The sequence below is a fragment of the Rhizobium sp. BT-226 genome (genome assembly GCF_025847085.2).
Classification (GTDB): Bacteria; Pseudomonadota; Alphaproteobacteria; order Rhizobiales; family Rhizobiaceae; genus Rhizobium; species Rhizobium sophorae.
Genome location: NZ_JAOYTI010000001.1, coordinates 135,596 through 156,071, shown reverse-complemented (window position 1 = coordinate 156,071; position 20,476 = coordinate 135,596). Strand labels below are relative to the sequence as shown.

Genomic DNA, 20,476 nt, shown 5'->3' with positions numbered 1-20,476 from the left:
CGCCCCTAATTCTTGCGAAAATTCACAAGGCGCATAAATTCAATCTATCAGATGGCTTTTGCTGGTGACCACGGATGTACTGGCACCCTGCTGATGCAATCAAAGAAGGGTCGGCGCGAGCATTCGCCCGACCCTTCTTGTTATCCAAGACCGTTCTGTCGCTACTGCCGGCTAAAAATCGAAATACACGGTCACACCTGACCGGCGACGATAGGGTTGATAGTCGCGATAGCCGTAATAGTCGCGACTGCCGTAATACCGCGGACGATAACACGAGCCGTAATACCGACAGTCGCGGTAAGCGTACCGGTGTTTCTTCCGGTGGCCATACGCATGTCCATTACCGTGGCTCCGGTGTTTGACCTGCTCGACGTCGGGGGTGTGGAAATGTACTGTGTTCGGCACGACGATCGGCGCGGCGTTCAGCGGCAGGGCGAAAGATGCAGACAAGATCATGGCTGCAAGTGCGGAAAAAAGCATCTTCATCGGCGCATCCCTTCAGGCTGCGATTCTGGGTTAATAAGCATTAACCTCCGATGAACGGCTGCCAGCATCTGCGACGGATAGGCATTCGCTGGCCAACCAACCGCCGGCGGTGTAAAGCAAACGCCATGGCGCTAGATCCCGAAAAAGCATTTTTAGATTACAGTGCGGCGGACTGCAGCGTGCAGTTCTGGACCGCCAACGCACCAGCCGTGCAATTCACATCTTTGGAAGCCGCCGTCGGGTTCGCAAAAGACCATGGCGGCAGGTGGGAAGAGATTGAGATAACAGTCCATCTGCCGCGCGAGGACATCGCGTTCGCCACCGGAAAAGTGCATCAACTCATTGACGCTCTGCCGGGTGACCTCCGGAAGAAACGGTAATGAGGTGGGTTGGCAGTCAATAGAACCGGCCGGCGCGCCTGGGAACGACACTCCTCCCCGCACGGTCGGTTGGGAGATATGGGCAAGTGAGCCAGAGCTACCGTCGATTGCGATCGTAACGCATACTATCGCCACAGCACCTGGATAGGGTCACGTCCATGGCTCTCAGTATGGCGATAGGAATCGGAATAGGCGCCGCAGTCGGCCCGATGCTGTTCTATGACACCGCGATCGGCATCACGTTCGGCGCTGCCGTCGGGGCTGTCATCAAGCGGAAATGACCGCTTATGGAGCGCCCGCCCGACGCTCCTCACGATCCCGCTTCTTGTACGGGCAAAGAGACGGCCAGCTTTAATAGCTGCACGAACGGCCGTCGCCGGGTCGGAATCCATCGGCGCAGGCCGGGTTCATTGAATCTCCCGGCTGATATCCCGATGCCGAGCCATATGAATTCGGCGGCGTCGAGCATGCCGAGGTCATGGCGGCAAGACTGATTGCTCCGGCTGCTACAAATGCCCGAAATTTGTTCATCGATTCCTCACCGTTTAGGCTGTGACCGAGTGGCGAGAGCTTCTGCTCTCTCCCCCCAAGATCACCTTGTCCCATAAGATATGGCGTTCCCTTCGCCGGACGTCAGCTCCTAATGCGCAAGATTCTTATCGATCGCGATCAGCTCGGCATGAAGATCGTCGATGACCAAGCCGGCCGGGAACAAAGACCGTGGTTCAAAGTTGAGTGGCACCAACCACGTAACGTCAGTTTCTGACAGGAGGTCTTTCATGGGTCGCGGTATTTTGCTTTGGCTGCTTGGTGTTCCACTGCCGATCATCATCCTTCTTGCTCTGTTTATGCGATAGGAACAGATCATGTCGGTTTCAATGACAGGTACCGGAGAGACTGCTACTCCGGTCGAATCCTCCAAATCCGCCATGTCATGGGGGCCTATCTTCGGGGGGGCCGCCGCTGCCATCGGAGTGACCCTCATTCTTTTGCTGCTTGGATCCGGGGTCGGGTTGACGATGGTGTCGCCCTGGTCGGGGCAAAGCAGCTCTCTCGGCACGGTCGGGGTGACGGCAGCGATCTGGCTCGTTGTCGTCCAGTGGCTCTCCTCCGGGCTCGGAGGCTATATCACCGGCCGGCTGCGCACCAAGTGGGCCGCCGTCCACACCGACGAGGTATTCTTTCGTGACACGGCGCATGGCTTCATCAGCTGGGCGCTGGCGACGATCTTCGTTGCCGGATTTCTAGCCTCGTCACTGACCTCGCTTGCCGGTGCGGGCGCACAAGCCGTGGGTTCGGCGGCCACCGCCGTAGGTACGGCGGCGTCATCGACGGCATCGGCCGCGGATCTGCCTACCGCCTATTTTACCGACGCTTTGCTGCGTCCTGAGCAGGCCCGTGCAGGCGCAACAACCGACGATACAGCTGCAACGGCCGAGGTCTCTCGCATCCTCCTCAATGGTGCTGCCGTCGGCCAGATCCCGGATGACGACAAGGCCTATCTTGCCACCATCGTCTCTGCGCGCACCGGCCTTTCCGAGGCCGATGCACGCACCCGAGTCGACACTGTGCTGAAGCGCATCGACGACGCCAAGGTCGCCACCCAGAAAGCTGCCGATGAGGCACGCAAGGCGGCCTCGACGACGGCCTTGCTTGGCTCGTTGTCACTTCTGATCGGGGCCTTCATCGCTGCTGCGGCCGCAGCTTTTGGCGGATCGCAACGCGACGAAGAGGAAGACCTCATCGTCACGCCCCGGATCTAAGATCGACGGAAATCGGGGCGCAGGGTCGAAAGGCCACGCGCCCCATTTATGTTGACCGCGGGTCTCCAGTGGTCGACTATCGACCTCCCCCGGCGGTCTCTTGCCCAAGTTGCGGTTTATTTCCCAGCGAGCGGAACATGTGGCCGTTGTGGAGCTTCGGTTAGGTCAAACCCTTTCCGGAGAATATAGATGGCCAAGAACACATCCAAAACCTCGCCCTCCGACAATGCAACGATCCATGATCAGAAGCTGCACCGCGGTGCAGGCGGTGAGCTTCATCAGTTCGCCGAAGACGGGATGCCGGTGCTGACTACAGCGCAAGGCGGCCCCGTTTCCGACGATCAGAATACGCTTCGCGTTGGCGCCCGTGGCCCTTCCCTCATCGACGACTTCCACTTCCGTGAGAAAATCTTTCATTTCGACCACGAGCGCATTCCCGAGCGGGTCGTGCATGCGCGTGGCTATGGAGCCCATGGCTACTTCGAAACATATGAATCGATGGCCGCCTATACCCGGGCCGATCTTTTCCAGCGGCCCGGCGAAAAGACGCCGGCCTTCGTGCGGTTTTCGACCGTTGCCGGCAGCAAGGGTTCCTTCGATCTGGCGCGCGACGTGCGCGGTTTCGCCGTGAAGATTTACACCCAGCAGGGCAATTGGGACCTGGTCGGCAATAACATCCCGGTCTTCTTCATTCAGGACGCGATCAAGTTTCCCGACGTCATCCATTCCGTCAAGCCGGAGCCCGACAAGGAATTTCCGCAGGCCCAGTCGGCGCATGACAATTTCTGGGATTTCATCACTCTGACGCCCGAAAGCATGCACATGATCATGTGGGTGATGTCGGACCGCGCCATTCCGCGATCGTTCCGGTTCATGGAGGGTTTCGGCGTTCACACCTTCCGCTTCGTCAACGCAGCGGATGAATCGACCTTCGTCAAGTTCCACTGGAAACCGAAGCTCGGCCTGCAATCCGTCGCCTGGAACGAGGCGGTCAAGATCAACGGTGCGGATCCGGACTTCCATCGCCGCGACCTCTGGCAGGCGATCCAGTCGGGTAACTTTCCGGAATGGGAACTCTGCGTGCAGCTTTTCGATCAGGACTTCGCCGACACGTTCGACTTCGACATCCTCGATCCGACGAAGATCATTCCAGAGGAGATCCTTCCGGTCAAACCGATCGGCCGTCTCGTGCTGGACCGAATGCCGGAAAACTTTTTCGCAGAGACCGAGCAGGTCGCCTTCATGACGCAGAACGTTCCACCCGGCATCGACTTCAGCAACGACCCGCTGCTGCAGGGACGGAACTTCTCCTATCTCGACACGCAGTTGAAACGTCTGGGCGGCCCGAATTTCACCCATCTGCCGATCAACGCGCCGAAGTGTCCCTTCCACAATTTCCAGCAGGATGGCCATATGGCGATGCGCAATCCCGTCGGGCGCGTCAATTACCAGCCGAACTCCTGGAATCAAGGGCCACGGGAATCGCCGGTTCAGGGCTATCGCCACTTCCCGGCCGAGGAGCAGGGGGCGAAGGTCCGGCTGCGGCCGGAGAGCTTTGCCGATCATTACAGCCAGGCTCGGCAATTCTACATCAGCCAGACTCCGCCGGAGCAACGCCATATCGCCGCGGCGCTGATCTTCGAACTGAGTAAGGTCGAAACGCCGGTCATTCGCGAGCGGATGGTCTCGCATCTGATGAACATCGATGAGACGCTGGCCAGCAAGGTTGGCCACGCCCTCGGCTTTAAATCGATGCCGAAGCCTGCCGATGCCGCTATGCCGACGCGGCAGGATCTCGAGCCGTCGCCGGCGCTCAGCATCATAGAGCGCGGTCCGAAACGGTTCGAAGGACGCAAACTCGGCATTCTTGTCAGCGACGGCACCGATGCCGCGATCTTCAAGGCGCTGCTTGCCGAGATCACCGAGCAGAAGGCAGCGTTCGAAGTGATCGCGCCAAAGATCGGCGGTGTGACGCTCTCGGACGGCAATTGGATCGAGGCGCATCAGATGATCGACGGCGGGCCTTCGGTGCTTTACGACGCCGTCGCCCTCCTCCCCTCGGCCGAGGGAACCGGCGATCTGCTGAAGGAGGCAACGGCCCGCGATTTCGTGGCGGATGCCTTCGTGCACTGCAAGTTCATCGGCTATGTGGAAACAGCGCTGCCGCTGATGCAGAAGGCCGGAATTGCCGATTCCCTGGATGAGGGCGTGATTGCGCTCGGAGCGGCGAAAGATGTCAGCGCCTTCATCAAAGCGCTTGGCAAACTGCGGGTCTGGGGTCGGGAGCCATCGGTCAAATTGAATTGACCGTCTCGTCGTCATCTCCGCACGAGAATGGCTAGTCGTCAGAATAAAACCCGCGGAAGCGCGGGTTTTATGTCGTTTGCGGCGCCCTATTTATTAAGCCCAGGTGATGGAAGCCGCTCCATCTTCGTTTTTACGCGCTGTGGAGAGCCGTATGCGCTGGCGCTTTCGACAGATCTCTGACTTGGCCGTCTTATGGGCAGGCCATCGTGTGGTCCCTGTCACGCTGATCGCGTTCGCAGCCCTTTGGGCGGTAGTGGGTCTTAGCTTTTCCTTCCCACGGCAGTGGTTTCTGCTGACCAATATGGTCGGGACACTTATTATATTTTTTATTTTGCTGCTGGTGCAGCACTCCCAAAATCGGGACATGCTGGCACTCCATACCAAGCTCGATGAATTGATCCGATCAAGCAAGGCAGGAAACCACTGGATTGCGGCCGAGAAGAAAGACGCCGACGCAATCGAGGGAATGCGCCAGCAACACCACGGCCAAATCTCGGAGAGTGCGAATTAGGCGGATGCTGCCTCTGCGGCGGATTTCTCGTCCGCTTTTTCCTCGACGCATTCAGCCTTTTCGGCAAGGGTTTTGCTCATTTCCCTGAGTTCGCCCTCCTCCAGCTTTTCGATACCAACAAATTTGTTGGCTGCCTGGCTCGTAAGGATGAGTTCGTCAAGCTTGGCTTGCAGAGCCTTTCCGTCACGGTTCTGGCTGTTCTGCAACACAAACACCATCAGAAAGGTGATGATGGTCGTAGTGGTATTGATCACGAGCTGCCAGGTTTCAGAATAGCCGAAAAACGGGCCGGAAACCGCCCAGACTAGCACGAGCGCCAAGGCCGCCACGAAGGTGAACGGCTTTCCAGAGAGGTCGGCGACGGCGGTTGCAAAGGAAGAGAAGAAGTTGGATTTGTTCGACATCTGAATGCCTCGTTGGGTCGCAGCGCCAATGCTGTCTATCGACAACGTCAACTCCAGATCCGGGCCGAAGTTCCTCGCGCCAAGGTCACGAGAAGGATCGCGCGCGCGTTCGCGGCGCTAAAAAAATATTGTGCAGTGCAGCAACTTTTCGTAGGCTGAGACGTTTGGTTAAGCATCACCGCCATCCCGGCTGCTGATTGGCGGAGACTTTTCATGAGATCTATGTCAGACACCCTTGCACGCCTTGCTGCGCTGCGAGGAACGCTTCGCCCCCAACCCAGGCAGGACAACCCCGATCTCGTCGCATTGGACGCGTTCGGCTCAAACCCGGGCGCTTTGGGGGGCTACACCTATTTGCCGTCAAAGCGCGGGAAAAACATGGCCCTGGTCGTCGTCCTGCACGGCTGCACCCAGACCGCCGCCGGGTATGATATCGGATCCGGGTGGTCGCGATTGGCCGAGGACTACGGCTTCGCACTGCTGTTTCCCGAACAACGACGGGCAAACAATCCAAACCTCTGCTTCAATTGGTTTAACCCGGAAGACATAAGCCGGGATCACGGCGAGGTCTTTTCTATTCGCCAGATGATTGCAAAGGTCGTTGCGGAACACGATATCGACGGTAGGCGCGTGTTCGTGACCGGGCTTTCGGCGGGCGGCGCCATGGCCGCCGCCATGCTCGCCACCTATCCCGAGGTTTTTGCAGGCGGCGCGATCATCGCGGGCCTGCCATATGCAAGTGCTGCGACCATTCCCGAGGCGTTCGACCGAATGCGCGGTCACGGCGGCCCGACCGGCAAAGAGCCTGAACTGCGATTGAGAAACGCTTCACGGCACAAAGGCCCGTGGCCGACATTGTCACTCTGGCAGGGAACCGCAGACAGAACCGTCGTGCCATCCAATGCGAATGCGATCGTGGAGCAATGGAGAAATATCCACGGCGTCGACGCATCGCCGGGCCGCGTCGAAGATATCGGACGACACCAGCGAAAGGTCTGGACCGACGCTCACGATGTCGACGTGATCGAGCTCTATGCAATTGCCGGGATGGATCACGGCACACCGCTTGACGTGAGCACCGGCTACGGGGCAAGCGGCCCCTTCATGCTTGACGTCGGAATTTCATCGACCGTCGAAATTGCCAGGTCCTGGGGTTTGCTCCCCTCGTTTGAAAAACGGCGCGACGCAAAACCCTCTGTCGCACAACCGGAAAACGCCGCAGATCCATTCGGCGCGGGCAGCGACCGAGGCGGCATTCAGAAGGTCATTGAAGATGCGCTCCGGTCCGCTGGGCTGATGCGGTAGTTCCGAGGACATTATGGCTATCCCGCTGGATGCCGCGAGATCGCCGCTATCGGTTTTGAGACTTGGGCAGTGGTCCGTTTTGGTGGCTGAAGACCAGTTCGCTCTGGACATCTTGCTGAAACTGCAGCACCCGCTGACCGACATCGCTCTCCGGCATCCCGGCCGCCAGAAGCTGATCGGCAAGCCTGCGGCATTCGGCCTTCCAGAATTCTATCGCATCTGCGCCATGCCGCCGGCCGAGTTCGCGAGCGCAACGCTCAATATTGGCAGTTCCGGTTCCAGCGGGAAAGGCAATAATTCTGCCTTCATTGGCGCCGGCAGGCCGGCGGGTCATTTCAGTAGCCATCGAACACAGGTTCCTTTGATCCTGTTCGTTGTCTACGGGACTATGGTTAACGCTTTCTATTTGTTGCAGTAAGAAGATCAATCAGGTGGAAATTTAGCGGGCCGCAATGTCACCAGACAATCGGATGGGTTTTGCCGGTGAGCACGTTCACGAACCCCTCCGGCGCCAGCTCCGACGGCGCGACCAGGACCCAGCGCCAGGGCGAGCAGGTCAGCGTCGCAAACGACAGGCGTTCGGGAAAGCCCGGCCACCATCGGGGCGAGAAGGTCGGCTCGTACATCCAGTCGATCCCGGCGCCGGCGGCATAAAGAGCCTGCATCTCCGCATCCAGCGCTTCGGCCGAACGCGCCGTCATCAGGCCGCCGACCTCATAGCGGACGCGGGCGAGAATCTTGCCGCCGGATACCAGCACCCAGCCACCCTGCTGCTCGTTCAGGGCATTGACTGATATCGCCATCGCCTCATCCGATGAGCCGACCGTCCAGATATTGTGCTTGTCGTGCCCGAGTGTGGAGGCGAGCGCCGTGTCCGGCGTGCGTGGTCCGGTACCCAGCCAGAACATCCTGGAGACCTTGGCCTCCCCGGAAAACCGGTCGACAATCGAGAATTTGGTGACATTGCGCGCGGGATCCCTCTGTACGGCGCCATCCTCCACCGGCAATTCCATGGTGATGAAATCGTCGTGCCAGTGAAACGGCCGCAAAAGTGCTGCATTGACCGCGGTCCGGTTCGGCGGCGCCTCTATGCGGAAATCGTCAGCCGTGACCGTCCTGTCTATTTTCACGGTGCGCGTCGCCCATTGCGGCCAGTCGATTTCAGGACGCGCGCCAATGAATGTCGCACCCTCGGACACAGGACGCCCGTCCGCCCATACTTTTTCGATCGACAGTCTGGCGACGTCGCGGAGAAGAACGAAATCGGCGAAACGGCCCGGCGCGATCGATCCGACCCAAGGCGTCAGCCGCATATGGCGTGCCGGATTGAGAGTGACGCACTGGATGGCGATCTCCGGCGCAAGGCCGTTTTCGATGGCGAGCCTAACATTGTGGTCGGTCGCACCGATTTTCAGTGTTTCCGAGGCGCTGCGATCGTCGGTCACCAGGGCAATCTGCGACCAGTCCGTCAGTCCCTTGTCGATCAGACCGCGGATGACCTCCGGCAGGGAATGCGGCCTGAGCTCGATGAAAAGGCCGTGAAGAAGCTTCTGCCAGATTTCATCGAGAAACCAGCCTTCGTGATCGGAGGCGAGACCCGCCGCGGCAAAGGCATTGATCGAGGCCATGTCGCGCAGTCCGGCACCGTGGCCTTCGACCACGCCGCGCTGCTCGAAGGTCGCGCCGATCATGCCCCACAGCCGATCGTAGGAAGGATTGCCGGGATCGGATATGGACGGCCAGTCCATGACCTCGTCGAGCCCGGCGACCATCAGGCTTTCGGAAAGGAAGGCCTTCTGCTCATCGTAGCCGAACCAGCCGCCACCCCATTCATAGGCGGTCGGCGGCACGGCGGAGCCAGGCAGGGGAAAGATCTTCATCGGCGATCCGCGCCGGCGCGCCTCCAGCCAGAATTCCAGATTGCGGGGGCCGTTGACGTTGGAAAATTCGTGGCTCGCCTCGCATGTCCAGGTCACGCCATGCGGCATCACCAAAGCCGCCTCCCATTCCGGCGTCAGATGGGAGCTTTCGATATGTTTGTGTGCCTCGCCGAAGCCCGGCACGGCCGCAAGATCCGGCTCCGAGAACCGCTCGCTCACTTCGCCTGCGTAACTGCCGGCGGGGCCGACATAGGCGATACGGCGGCCCTTGATGACGATCTCCTGATCGTCAAGCCACGTCCTCGTATGGACATCAAGCAACCGGCCGACTCGCAGCAACCTGTCGGCCGGCCGGCGTCCGAGCGCCGTCAGCACGAGATCCTGCCGTGTCAGAACCTCGTCGGACGCGTTGATCAGCAGATCATCAGGAAGAACAGTGCGCGAAGTGGCCATGAATGGAATGCCCGTGAGAAGCTGGAACCGCCGGACCGTAGAGACCATGCCCGGATGTGTAAAGCGCTGATGAACCACACGTTTTGTGAGCGATGACCAGGCGTCATCAACCGAGAGTTAGCTGATCGGCCGACCCCGGAAAATTCCCGACACAAGAGCGCATTTGCCCAATTATTGAGCTTGCGGCCTGACAGATCAAAAAATAGTATCCCTCAAATCCTGGAGGTATAATCCCGATTGCCAACGCCGCTTTTCACAGAAGGACATTGCTCATGAAGGTCAGACGTTTTGCCCGAATCCTGTCTCTTGCGCTGCTTGCCGCCGTCGGCAGCACCGCTGCGGCCCATGCGCAATCGAAGACGCTGACCATCTCCTGGTGGGGCTATAACGGCGAGAAGATGAATGCGAACATCATTACGCCGTTCAAGAAGATCTGCGGCTGCGAGATCGTGTTCGAGACCGGCAACAATGCCGACCGGCTCAACAAGCTGAAACTGCGCGATGGCAAGGGCGTCGATGTAATCTATCTCACCGACAGCTTCTCGCAGCTCGGCATTGAACAGGGATTGTTCCAGGAGATCGATCCGTCGAAGATCCCCAACCTTGCTGACATTTACGAGCTGGGCAAGGCGCCTCAGGGCAAATACGGCCCCGCCTACACGATCGGTCGCGTCGGCATCGTCTATGATTCCGCCAAGGTCAACCCGCCGATCACTGCCTGGGGCGACCTGTGGCGCGAGGACCTGAAAAGCTCCGTCTCCCTGCCCGGCATTACCACCACGGCCGGCCCGCTGGTCGTTCTGGAAGCCGGCAAACATGGCGGCGCAGATGCCTATGAAGACACCGACAAGGCCTTTTCGGAAATCGAGGCGCTGAAGCCCAACGTCGTCAAGAACTACAACACCGGCTCGGAGCTGGTGAACCTGATATCAACAGGCGAAGTGCGCGTTGCGCTGGCCCAGGACTTCACCCTGGCATCGATGCAGGCGGCCGTTCCGACGATGACATGGGCCAAGCTCAAGGACGGCGACATCGCCACGCTGAATACCGTGAACATCCCGAAGGGTTCGGAAAATGTCGAACTCGCCCATCAGTTCATCAACTTCATCCTGTCCAAAGACGTCCAGCAGGCTGAAGCCGAACAAGGCGTCGATGCACCGATCTCGACCAAGGTCAGCCTGACGCCGGACCAGGCGAAGATCTGGACCTATGGCCCGGATATGGTGGCAGGCCTCACCCGCATCGACTATGCCAAGATGAACGCTGCCAAGGCCGACTGGATCGATCGCTGGAACGAAGTCTTCGGTCAGTAAGCTGCGCGATATCCCGGCCGATTCGCCGCCAGACATTGAAGCGCCGCACATCCGGACCCAAGATGCGGCGCTCTGAACATTCGGACATGCGACGAGTTTCGAGATGAAGCCTTTTGCCAGATGGGTGTTGACGATGCCGGCGACGATTGCCGTCGTTGCGCTTCTCATCATTCCCGTCGCCATCACCATCGCTGCGACGTTTGCCGAACCGAAGGGCGTGTTTGCGCCCTATGTGACATTCTTCAGCAGCGGTTTTCGGCGGGCGGTTCTTTATCGGACGCTGGAGGTCGCCCTGGTCACGACGGCGATCTCCCTCACCGTGGGTTTCATCACCGCCTATGTGATCGCGCAGATGCCCGGTCGCGCAAAGAGCATCATGATCGTCGCGGCGGTTTTTCCGTTGCTGACCGGTGTTGTCGTTCGCTCCTTCGCATGGCTGATCATTCTCGGGAAGAACGGCATCCTGAACGCCATGCTAATCTCGACCGGCATTATCGGGGAGCCGCTTTCGATGCTCTACACCGAAGGCTCGGTGATCGTCGCCATGGTCTATCTCTTCGTTCCCCTGATGATCCTGACGCTGGTCGGGGTGCTTGAAGGCATCCCGCGCGATCTGATCGACGCCTCCGCCTCGCTCGGCGCGAAACCGCTGATGACATTCTTTCAGGTGATCCTGCCGCTCGCGACACCCGGCCTCATCGTCGGCGCGGTCCTGGTCTTCACCGGCAGCTTCACTTCCTATGCGACACCGCAACTGCTCGGCGGAGAAAAGCAGATGATGATGGGGACCTTCCTCTACCAGCGCGCCATGGTGACTTTCGATTGGGTCGGCGCATCGACGATTGCCGCCATCATGGTGGTGCTGACGCTCGGCGTCGTCCTCATCATGAGCCGCATCGCACGCCGGCTCAATCCGATGGCGGTGTGATGGACAGGCGCGTTCACCCGATCCTCGCCGCCTTTGCGGCCTGCGTTTTCTTCTTCCTGCTCGCACCGCTCGTCATCATCATCGGTGCAGCTGTCAGCGACACGACCTATCTGACCTTCCCGCCGCAGGGCCTGACATTGCGGTGGTTCGTCAATATCTTCCAGATCGAGGCCTTCCGCACGACCGCGATCACCAGCCTGCAAGTCGCCTTTCTCGGCACGGCGCTCTCCTTGCTGATCGGCGTCCCGGCCGCCTATGCGATCAACCGCTACCGGGTGGAATTGCCGCGCTGGCTTTCCACCATTTTCGTCCTGCCGATCCTGGTGCCGGAGATCGTCTTCGGATTTTCGCTGATGAAATCGGTCACGATCGGCCTCGGGCTGCCGATCTTCATCAGCCTGCTGGTCGGCCACGCCCTGCTGATCCTGCCCTATTCGGTGCGTGTCGTCGGCGCCAGCCTGGCGGCCTTCGATTTTTCCGTCGAGGAGGCGGCGATCAGCCTGGGTTGCCCGCCGCTGAAAACCTTCCTGACCGTGGTCCTGCCGAATATCCGCGCCGGGGTCATTGCCGCCTTCATCCTCGCCTTCATCACCTCGATCAACGATGTGTCGGTTTCGGTCTTCCTGACCGGGCCGGGCATCTCGACGCTGCCGATCCAGATCCTTGCGCATATGGAACAGTTCTTCGATCCGACGATCGCATCGGTCTCGGTGCTGCTGATGTTCGTGACAGTCGGCGTCATGGCCGTCGTCGAGGCCACGCTCGGCCTCACCTTCCTGACAAAGTAGAACGCTCTTGACCGTATCCCTCACCATCGATTCCATCTCCGCCCATTACGGCAGCACACAGGTGCTCAAGGACCTGTCGATCTCAGTCATGGCCGGGGAGCTGGTCTCCCTGCTCGGCTCCAGCGGCTGCGGAAAGACGACGACATTGCGCCTCGTAGCCGGCTTTCTGCAGCCAAGCAGCGGCAGCATCAAGCTCGGCGAGCGCAACCTGACCGGCCTTCCCGCGCATGCGCGCGACATCGGCCTGGTCTTTCAGAACTACGCGCTTTTTCCTCATCTGAGCGTCCAGGATAATGTTGCCTTCGGCCTGAGGCAGCGTCGCATTCCCCAGCCGGAACGGGCGAAAAGAACGATGGCCATGCTGGACCGCGTCGGCCTTTCGGCCTTCGCCGACCGCCTGCCGTCGGCCCTGTCAGGCGGCCAGAAACAGCGCGTGGCTCTCGCCCGGGCGCTGGTCATCGAGCCGCCGCTTCTGATGTTCGACGAGCCGCTTTCCAACTTGGATGCAAAGCTCAGGATCGACATGCGCGTCGAAATCAGACAGCTCCAGCGCGCCAACGGCACCACGTCACTTTACGTCACCCATGACCAGGAGGAGGCATTCTCGATCTCCGACAGGGTGGCGATCATGAATGCCGGGCGCATCATGCAGCTCGACGCGCCGGAGGTGCTGTATCGCCAGCCGGCCAACGCTTTCGTCGCCCGCTTCGTCGGATTCGAGAACCTGATCCGCATGAAGGTGACCGCGCGCAACGGCGCGCTTGTGACCGCCGAAACAACGGGCGGAGCGCGGCTGCAGCTGTCCCAGGAAACATTCGGACCGATCAAGAACGACTTCGCCCTGGCCTGCCGTGCAGACGGTCTTGCCGTCAGCCGTGACGGTGACGGCATCGCGGCCGTGCTCGGCACGCGCACCTATCTCGGCCGGGCCTATCAGTATAAATGCACGACCGCCGCGGGAGAGATCACCGCCAATGGGGCGCTATCCGATCCACTGGAAACAGGGGCGTCCGCCGTGCTGACGCCTGTAGCAGAGCAATGCTGCATTCTCGATCCGGAAGATTGAAACGCTGAGGAGAGACGATGACTAGTGCCATGGACCAAGATATCGATGCCGTTCTTGCCCATGTGGACCAAAGCCTCGATGGCAGCCTGGCGCGGCTTTTCGAGCTGATCCGCATTCCGAGCGTCTCGACCGACCCGGCCTATCGCGATCACTGCCGGGCTGCTGCCGAATGGCTGAGCAGGGATCTGGCTGCCATCGGCTTCGAAGCATCGGTGCGCAAAACGACCGGCCATCCGATGGTCGTCGCCCATGAAACGGCGGCGTCCGCACCGCATGTGCTGTTTTACGGCCATTACGATGTCCAGCCGGTCGATCCGCTGGCGCTGTGGACGAGCGATCCGTTCGAGCCGCGCATGGAAGCCTTGCCGAACGGCGATACCGCGATCGTCGCCCGCGGCGCGTCCGACGACAAGGGGCAGTTGATGACCTTCGTCGAAGCCTGCCGCGCCTGGAAGAGCGTCACCGGGAAACTGCCGGTGCAGGTGAGCGTGCTGTTCGAAGGCGAGGAAGAGGCCGGCAGCCCGAGCCTCGCACCCTTTCTGGATGCCACGGCGGACGAGTTGAAGGCCGATGCGGTTTTCGTCTGCGACACGGATATGTGGGATCGCGAAACGCCTGCGGTCACGACGATGCTGCGCGGTATCTTCAGTACGGAAATCGAGGTCACCTGCGCCGATCAAGACCTGCATTCCGGCATGTTCGGAAATGCCGCGCGCAATCCGCTGCAAGTACTGTCAGACGTTGTTTCGAGCCTGCGGCGAGCCGATGGCGGCGTCGCGGTCGAGGGTTTTTATGATGGCGTGAAAGAGCTCCCCGACGCCATCAAGGCGCTGTGGAAAAGGCTGCCCTTCGACGAGGAGGCCTTTCTCGGTGATATTGGCCTCAGAGATCCGGCCGGCGAGGCAGGCCGTTCCGTCCTCGAACAGATCTGGGCGCGGCCGAGCTGCGAGATCAATGGCATGAGCGGCGGCTATACCGGCGAAGGCTTCAAGACGGTCATTCCGGCGAAGGCAAGCGCCAAGATTTCGTTTCGCCTGGTGGAAGGACAGGATCCCCAGACGATCCGCGATGCCTTCCAGCGGCACGTGCGCGCACGTATCCCCAGGGATTGTTCGGTCAGCTTCAGGGATTACGGGCTTTCGCCGGCAACCGTGATGCCGATTGATAGTCCGTTTCTCACCAGAACGCTTCAGGCGCTTTCGACGGAATGGCAATGCGAAGCGGCGCTTGCCGGCACCGGAGGCTCGATCCCCATCATCGGCGAATTCAAACGCCGACTCGGATGCGATGCCCTCCTGGTCGGCTTCGCCCGCTTCGACAACCGCGTCCACAGCCCGAACGAAAAATACGATCTCTCCAGCTTTCATAAAGGCATACGATCCTGGGTCCGCATCCTGGCGGCCCTCGCCAACTGACGCTGTAGCACTTTGAATTGCTGCATAATTTATCCTTCAATCGATTCCGATTTAAGGAATTATGCCGTAGGCTATGGTGCGGCCAGCCCACCCTGCTGATCCAGCAGGCCGAGAATAACGGACAATCCCACATCACCATCGACACCGAGGCAGCAGAGACCACCGATGACGATAACCGCTCCCCGCGACTTCCTGAAAAGCCTGTTCGACGCGGCGGTTCGCGCCGCCGATCCGCTGACCGGCATCAAGGCGCATCTGCCTGAAAGGCCGAAGGGAAGGACCGTGGTGATCGGCGCCGGCAAGGGCGCGGCGCAGATGGCGCGGGCGCTCGAAAGCGTCTGGGACGGACGGCTCGAAGGTCTGGTGGTCACCCGCTACGGCTATGGCTGCGAGACACGCGCCATCGAGATCATCGAGGCCGCCCATCCGGTACCTGATGCCGCTGGGCTTACCGCCGCAAAGCGGCTGATGGAGACGGTGAACGGGCTGACGGAAGACGATCTGGTGATCGCGCTGATCTGCGGTGGCGGCTCGGCGCTGCTGCCCGCCCCACCGGAGGGGCTGACCCTCGAAGACGAGATCGCGCTCAACGAAATGCTGCTTGCCTCGGGCGCGCCGATCTCGGCGATGAATGTGGTGCGAAAGCATCTCTCCACCATCAAGGGCGGAAGACTTGCGGCAGCGACCAAAGCGAGGGTCGACAGTCTGATCGTCTCCGACATTCCCGGCGACAACCCGGCCCATGTCGCCTCCGGGCCGACAGTGGCTGATGGTTCGACGCGACACGATGCGCTCGAGATTGTCAGGCAATACGGATTGCAGCTGCCGCAGGCCGCGCTCGATCATCTGAACTCGCCGAAGGCCGACGCGCCGCGCCCGGACGATCCGGTCTTCTTAATGCACGCGCATCACATCATCGCCTCCGCCGGCGTCTCGCTGGAGGCGGCTGCCGCCCTGGCAAAATCGCAGGGGATCGAGCCGGCCATTCTTTCGGATGCGATCGAGGGGGAATCGCGCGACGTGGCGCTGGTGCATGCGGCCATCGCCCGCGAAGTGTCGGGCCGGAACAGGCCGTTTCCGAAGCCGGTCGTCATCCTTTCCGGTGGCGAGACGACGGTGACGCTGCGCGCCAAGGGCGGCAAGGGCGGACGCAACGGCGAATTCGCGCTCGCCATGGCGTTGGCGATCGACGGACAGGAGGGCATTCATGTCCTGGCGGCCGACACCGACGGGATCGACGGTTCGGAGGATAATGCCGGCGCCTTTGCTGATGGCGGCACGGCAAGGCGCCTTCGCGCCGCCGGGCTCGATCCGCGCCGGCTGCTCGACAGTAATGACAGCTATTCAGGCTTTGCGGCCACCGGTGATCTCTTCGAAACCGGCCCGACCGGAACCAATGTCAATGATTTCAGGGCCATCCTAATCAGTTAGGATCCGGGTGATGGCGGATCAGGTCTTGATCCGCCCCTGCCCGACCAGCCAGCCGACCGATTCCTGCACCGCCTGCAGGGAGGTGTATCTCGGGGTGTATCCCAACAGGCGTTTGGCCTTGGCGATCGAGCAATTCGGGCTGCGGGCGATATGTTCCCAGGTCGCCTTCGCATCTTCGGCCGTCTGACTTTCGGCCCAGGCGTCGAATGGGGCGAAGCTGAGCTTCGGCTCGTGACCGAACCAGCGAGACATGGATTCGGCATAACCGCGAAGGGTCAATGCCTGCTCCGAAACCGCGTGGAAACTTTCGCCGGTCGACGCATTCCGATTGGCGATCGCATCCATGAACATCGCCGCCACGTCATCGGCATGGACGTGATGAACGGTCTCCAAACCGAAATGGGGCAGCGCCAGGGTCTCTCCGCGGGCAAGGGTTGAAAAGACCTGCAGGTTGAAATTGCCGGCCGGATTGAGCGGCGTCCAGCCGGGACCGACAATGTGCCCGGGATGGATGATGGTTGCCGGAAATCCGCGAAGCCTTGCCTGCTGCAGCAGATAGGTTTCGATATCAGCCTTCTGCGTGCCGTAATCGCCGAAGGGAGATTTCGGTGCCTCTTCCAGCGTCGGCACGGCAGTGGGGTAGCCATGCGTCCAGATCGTGCCGGTATGCAGGAAGTGACCGACATGCCCTGACAGCGCCGTCACCAAGTGCTCGGCACTTTCCAGCGTGAAGCAGATCATGTCGATGACGATATCGGCTTTCACTCCACGCACGGCCGGGCCAAACTCACCCGTTCGCTCCATGGCTGCCCGATCCATCTGACGCTGATCGACGGAAGCCCAGGCGTGGTTTGCCTTATAGGGCTTCGCCGTGCCTCGGCTGATCGTGACGACGTCGTGACCTGCCTCCACCAGACGGGGAACGAGATAGGTTCCGACATGGCCCGTTGCTCCGACTACCAAAACCCGCATCATCGTTCCTCCTTTTGCATTTCCCGTGTCGAATATGCTGCGCTTAGGTGCTCCTGCAAGCAGACTTTTCGTGATCCAGGGGCGGACCAGGCCCACTATCGATTCTTGAAAACAAGACAGGTGCCGCCATGCTTGCGGATCTGGTTGCAGAGGTCGTTGGCTTCCAAGCGTGTCTGCCGGCCGATGCGGGCAGCATAACGCGGGCGAAAACCGAAGCTGCGATCGCGCTGGCGCAGGATCAGCGGCTGTTCCGCATTCAGGGGAGCGGGCAGATCCTGCACGGCATCGAGAAACATGCGCCGGGCCACCGCGACATTTGCATTCGCCGCAAGCTGGACGCCCCAGGGCGCCCATTCACCCTCCTGACGCCAGGGCGTGTCCTTCAAGGTCCGTCTCTCCGCGAGCGCCACGCAAGCATCAAGGAAGGACTTGTCCTTGTCGAGCGGGACAGCCGCATCCTCCGGCGGATTATCCTTCCATTCCTCGATCGTATGTGCGGTGATTGCCAGGACGTAGCCGCGTGTCTCGTAAGGTAATCTCCCTGACGCTAGGTAAGAAGAAAGTCCGTTTTCGCCGGCATTATAGGCGGCGGCGGCAAGGCCGAGATTGCCGAAACGATTGCGTAATTCGTCGAGATATTGCGCCGATTTCCGCAGGGCTTCCAACACCTGGTAGCTGTCTTCGAGACCGCGCAGTTTCGCCGTTCCGGGCATGAACTGCGCAATCCCCTGCGCTCCCTTGAAGCTGACTGCATCGGGTCGAAAGGTGCTTTCCCGCCAGATGAGACGGGCGAAATAATCCGGCGGCAATTGATTGGCGTTGGCGAAATGCTCGATCGCGACGCAAAGGTCGCGGTTGAAACTATCTTTCCGGATGCAGAGCGTCTCACCCGATCCCAACGCCGAAGGACCTGAATAGAGACAAGCCGGCGCCCCAGCGCTTCCTTCCGGCTGGGCCATGATCGTCTCCACTTGGGAAAACAGGAGACAGAGCGAAAGCATGGCCTTGGCCGATCTCTTCCCAATGTCGGACTGACGTTTTCGGCGTGTCATCGGATCTCATGAGGTTTGAACTTCCATCACGACGCTGGATTCTAGATATCATCGATCAAGGCGCGACGCTTCCCTATTCCATTCTGCACTTCGGTTGTTGGCACGGACGGTCACAGGTTTCTAATTTCGCCATCGATTTTGGAACAGATATATTCGACCTGCCACGGTCGTAGCGTCATCCTGTTTTGCCAGGAATGCTCGAGCAAACGAGGATACGCAGATGATTGATCTCCACTACTGGCCGACGCCGAACGGCAAGAAGGTTTCGATCTTCCTGGAGGAAACCGGCACACCCTACCGGCTGGTGCCGGTCAATATCGGCCGGGGCGACCAGTTCAAACCCGATTATCTAAAGCTCAACCCCAATCACCGCATGCCTGCCATCGTCGATCACGAGCCTGCCGATGGCGGCAGTCCCTTGAGCGTGTTTGAATCCGGCGCGATCCTCTTCTACCTCGCCGAGAAGACCGGAAAATTCTGGCCGCAGGATCTGCGTGGCAAATACGAGGTCATGCAATGGGTGATCTGGCAGATGGCGAACCAGGGACCGAAACTCGGCGAAGCCGGTCACTTCCGTCGCCTTGGCGATCGCGAAGGCGATCAGTCCTATGCGGTGCGGCGCCTCACCGACGAAGCCAACCGCCTTTACGGCGTTCTCAACATGCGGCTTCGCGACCGGCGCTATCTTGCCGGTGACGAATTCACCATCGCCGACATCGTCAGCTATCCCTGGACCGTCAACTGGCAGGCACAGGGCCAGGACATCAACGAGTTCAAGCATTTCAAGCGGTGGTTCGAGGAGCTCATCGCAAGGCCCGGCGTCCAGCGCGGCCTTGCGGTCGGCGCCGATCTCGGCACCGATAACAGCAAGCTCTCCGAAGAGGAACAGGCGCGCATCCGCAAGATCCTCTACAACCAGCGCGCCCTGCCCGTTCCGGATTGAGCAGCCAAGCAATTGCAGCGAAAGGGCGCAGCGGTTTGCGTCCGGAATTGCGCAACAACAAGGCGCAACGGAGCGACATTCTTCCAGAATGCCTGCACGAAAAAGCCGCCGGGCCATATGGCCGCGGCGGTCTGGAGAATGGCTTGAAAGCAGCAATCAGGCCGTCGGCTGCTTGGTCTTCCTGAGATAGGGCAGAACCGTATCGAAGGAGCCGAAACGCGTGATCGCGTCTTCGTTGGAAACCGCGGCGGTGATGATGACATCCTCGCCCTGGTTCCAGTTCGCTGGTGTCGCCACCTGGTGCTTGGCGGTCAACTGGATGGAATCGATGGCGCGCAGGATCTCGTTGAAATTGCGGCCCGTCGTCATCGGATAGGTCAGGATCAGCTTGATCTTCTTATCCGGACCGATGATGAAGACCGAACGCACCGTCGCGTTGTCGGCAGGCGTGCGGCCTTCCGAGCTCTCGCCGGCGCCGGCCGGCAGCATGTCGTAGAGCTTGGCGACCTTGAGGTCCTTGTCACCGATCAGCGGATATTCAACGTCGAAACCGGTGGCGGTCTTGATGTCGCTCTTCCACTTGGCATGGCTTTCGACCGGATCGACGGAGATGCCGATGATCCTGGCGCCACGCTTGGAAAATTCCCCGGCCAAGCCAGCCATGGCGCCAAGCTCAGTGGTGCAAACCGGCGTGAAATTCTTCGGATGCGAGAACAGGACGGCCCAGCCGTTGCCGATCCAATCATGGAAGCTGATCGGTCCCTGGGTGGTGTCGGCGGTAAAATCGGGGGCAATATCGTTGATACGTAAGCTCATGGTCGGCCCTCCAAAGCCTTGTGTTCAATGTTGTTTATCTCAAATCGAGGCCATGGGATCCGTCCGCCGGAAGCGGTCGCGTGATTGCGGTCAAAAGGATCGCACCGGCCGAAGGTAAAAACTTCCCATTCCAGGATTTTAAGTAATTCATATATCACGATCACCGAAGGCATGCTCTTTCGATTTCCGGCCTGCTCCGACATTATTTTTCCGGCAGGTGCGCGCGATGAAGAGACCGATGGCTTTCCATCGGTCCCCTCAAA

General features: G+C 60.1%; 21 protein-coding genes. 13 read left to right on the top strand and 8 right to left on the bottom strand.

The features are described from left to right. Window positions 1-171: 171 nt before the first annotated feature. Window positions 172-486, bottom strand: coding sequence for a hypothetical protein (locus OIU37_RS00930; RefSeq protein ID WP_180695322.1), 315 nt, complete (start codon window positions 484-486; stop codon window positions 172-174). Window positions 487-611: 125 nt separating this feature from the next. Here OIU37_RS00930 and OIU37_RS00925 point away from each other — a divergent pair, with 125 nt between their 5' ends. Continuing rightward, window positions 612-866: a hypothetical protein gene (locus tag OIU37_RS00925; protein WP_180695323.1), complete on the top strand. Its 255-nt coding sequence runs from the start codon at window positions 612-614 to the stop codon at window positions 864-866. 158 nt (window positions 867-1,024) lie between these two features. After that, a complete protein-coding gene (locus tag OIU37_RS00920; protein ID WP_264255105.1) occupies window positions 1,025-1,147 on the top strand; it encodes a hypothetical protein in 123 nt (40 codons plus the stop codon). Window positions 1,148-1,217: 70 nt separating this feature from the next. Here OIU37_RS00920 and OIU37_RS00915 read toward each other — a convergent pair whose 3' ends face one another. Continuing rightward, window positions 1,218-1,397 (bottom strand): hypothetical protein, encoded by a 180-nt coding sequence (locus OIU37_RS00915; protein WP_003558829.1) that lies wholly within the window; start codon window positions 1,395-1,397, stop codon window positions 1,218-1,220. A 335-nt stretch (window positions 1,398-1,732) separates the two neighbouring features. Between OIU37_RS00915 and OIU37_RS00910 the strand changes: the two genes are divergently transcribed. The 3 genes from OIU37_RS00910 (at window position 1,733) to OIU37_RS00900 (ending at window position 5,447) form a co-directional block, all read left to right on the top strand. Then, the gene (locus OIU37_RS00910) at window positions 1,733-2,629 is read left to right on the top strand and encodes a hypothetical protein (RefSeq protein ID WP_180695324.1); all 897 of its coding nucleotides are present in this window, start codon (window positions 1,733-1,735) and stop codon (window positions 2,627-2,629) included. A 189-nt stretch (window positions 2,630-2,818) separates the two neighbouring features. Further along, window positions 2,819-4,936: a catalase gene (locus OIU37_RS00905; protein ID WP_264255104.1), complete on the top strand. Its 2,118-nt coding sequence runs from the start codon at window positions 2,819-2,821 to the stop codon at window positions 4,934-4,936. Between the two features lie 151 nt (window positions 4,937-5,087). After that, window positions 5,088-5,447: a low affinity iron permease family protein gene (locus OIU37_RS00900; protein WP_180695326.1), complete on the top strand. Its 360-nt coding sequence runs from the start codon at window positions 5,088-5,090 to the stop codon at window positions 5,445-5,447. On the opposite strand, the gene OIU37_RS00895 is transcribed toward OIU37_RS00900, so the two are convergent. After that, complete coding sequence (locus tag OIU37_RS00895) at window positions 5,444-5,851, bottom strand: low affinity iron permease family protein (RefSeq protein WP_018241771.1); 408 nt, start codon at window positions 5,849-5,851, stop codon at window positions 5,444-5,446. The genes OIU37_RS00900 and OIU37_RS00895 overlap by 4 nt on opposite strands. A 213-nt stretch (window positions 5,852-6,064) precedes the next feature. On the opposite strand from OIU37_RS00895, the gene OIU37_RS00890 reads away from it, so the two are divergent. After that, window positions 6,065-7,156 carry a PHB depolymerase family esterase gene (locus OIU37_RS00890; protein ID WP_171602248.1) on the top strand — a complete coding sequence of 364 codons (1,092 nt, stop codon included), beginning with the start codon at window positions 6,065-6,067 and terminating at the stop codon, window positions 7,154-7,156. Window positions 7,157-7,202: 46 nt separating this feature from the next. On the opposite strand, the gene OIU37_RS00885 is transcribed toward OIU37_RS00890, so the two are convergent. Together OIU37_RS00885 and OIU37_RS00880 are read right to left on the bottom strand one after the other, a co-directional pair. Next, a complete protein-coding gene (locus OIU37_RS00885) occupies window positions 7,203-7,502 on the bottom strand; it encodes a DUF6074 family protein (RefSeq protein WP_024320638.1) in 300 nt (99 codons plus the stop codon). A gap of 109 nt (window positions 7,503-7,611) precedes the next feature. After that, a complete protein-coding gene (locus OIU37_RS00880; protein ID WP_171602247.1) occupies window positions 7,612-9,537 on the bottom strand; it encodes an adenine deaminase in 1,926 nt (641 codons plus the stop codon). Window positions 9,538-9,761: 224 nt separating this feature from the next. Between OIU37_RS00880 and OIU37_RS00875 the strand changes: the two genes are divergently transcribed. The 6 genes from OIU37_RS00875 (at window position 9,762) to OIU37_RS00850 (ending at window position 16,430) form a co-directional block, all read left to right on the top strand. Beyond that, on the top strand, window positions 9,762-10,802 hold the full coding sequence (locus tag OIU37_RS00875) for a PotD/PotF family extracellular solute-binding protein (RefSeq protein ID WP_264255103.1): 1,041 nt from the start codon (window positions 9,762-9,764) through the stop codon (window positions 10,800-10,802). Between the two features lie 103 nt (window positions 10,803-10,905). Next, window positions 10,906-11,730, top strand: coding sequence for an ABC transporter permease (locus OIU37_RS00870; RefSeq protein WP_264255102.1), 825 nt, complete (start codon window positions 10,906-10,908; stop codon window positions 11,728-11,730). Beyond that, a complete protein-coding gene (locus OIU37_RS00865) occupies window positions 11,727-12,518 on the top strand; it encodes an ABC transporter permease (RefSeq protein ID WP_065279702.1) in 792 nt (263 codons plus the stop codon). The genes OIU37_RS00870 and OIU37_RS00865 overlap by 4 nt, the downstream gene beginning before the upstream one ends. A gap of 7 nt (window positions 12,519-12,525) precedes the next feature. Then, a complete protein-coding gene (locus tag OIU37_RS00860; RefSeq protein ID WP_264255101.1) occupies window positions 12,526-13,584 on the top strand; it encodes an ABC transporter ATP-binding protein in 1,059 nt (352 codons plus the stop codon). Window positions 13,585-13,601: 17 nt separating this feature from the next. Continuing rightward, the gene (locus OIU37_RS00855) at window positions 13,602-14,999 is read left to right on the top strand and encodes a dipeptidase (RefSeq protein WP_264255099.1); all 1,398 of its coding nucleotides are present in this window, start codon (window positions 13,602-13,604) and stop codon (window positions 14,997-14,999) included. Window positions 15,000-15,164: 165 nt separating this feature from the next. After that, on the top strand, window positions 15,165-16,430 hold the full coding sequence (locus OIU37_RS00850; protein ID WP_264255098.1) for a glycerate kinase: 1,266 nt from the start codon (window positions 15,165-15,167) through the stop codon (window positions 16,428-16,430). Window positions 16,431-16,448: 18 nt separating this feature from the next. On the opposite strand, the gene OIU37_RS00845 is transcribed toward OIU37_RS00850, so the two are convergent. Together OIU37_RS00845 and OIU37_RS00840 are read right to left on the bottom strand one after the other, a co-directional pair. Further along, a complete protein-coding gene (locus tag OIU37_RS00845; protein WP_264255097.1) occupies window positions 16,449-17,405 on the bottom strand; it encodes an NAD(P)-dependent oxidoreductase in 957 nt (318 codons plus the stop codon). Window positions 17,406-17,497: 92 nt separating this feature from the next. Then, the gene (locus tag OIU37_RS00840) at window positions 17,498-18,454 is read right to left on the bottom strand and encodes a lytic transglycosylase domain-containing protein (RefSeq protein WP_182211407.1); all 957 of its coding nucleotides are present in this window, start codon (window positions 18,452-18,454) and stop codon (window positions 17,498-17,500) included. A gap of 220 nt (window positions 18,455-18,674) precedes the next feature. Here OIU37_RS00840 and OIU37_RS00835 point away from each other — a divergent pair, with 220 nt between their 5' ends. After that, the gene (locus OIU37_RS00835) at window positions 18,675-19,397 is read left to right on the top strand and encodes a glutathione binding-like protein (RefSeq protein WP_264255095.1); all 723 of its coding nucleotides are present in this window, start codon (window positions 18,675-18,677) and stop codon (window positions 19,395-19,397) included. A gap of 156 nt (window positions 19,398-19,553) precedes the next feature. Here OIU37_RS00835 and OIU37_RS00830 read toward each other — a convergent pair whose 3' ends face one another. After that, window positions 19,554-20,213 (bottom strand): peroxiredoxin, encoded by a 660-nt coding sequence (locus tag OIU37_RS00830; RefSeq protein WP_264255094.1) that lies wholly within the window; start codon window positions 20,211-20,213, stop codon window positions 19,554-19,556. Between the last annotated feature and the right edge of the window lie 263 nt (window positions 20,214-20,476).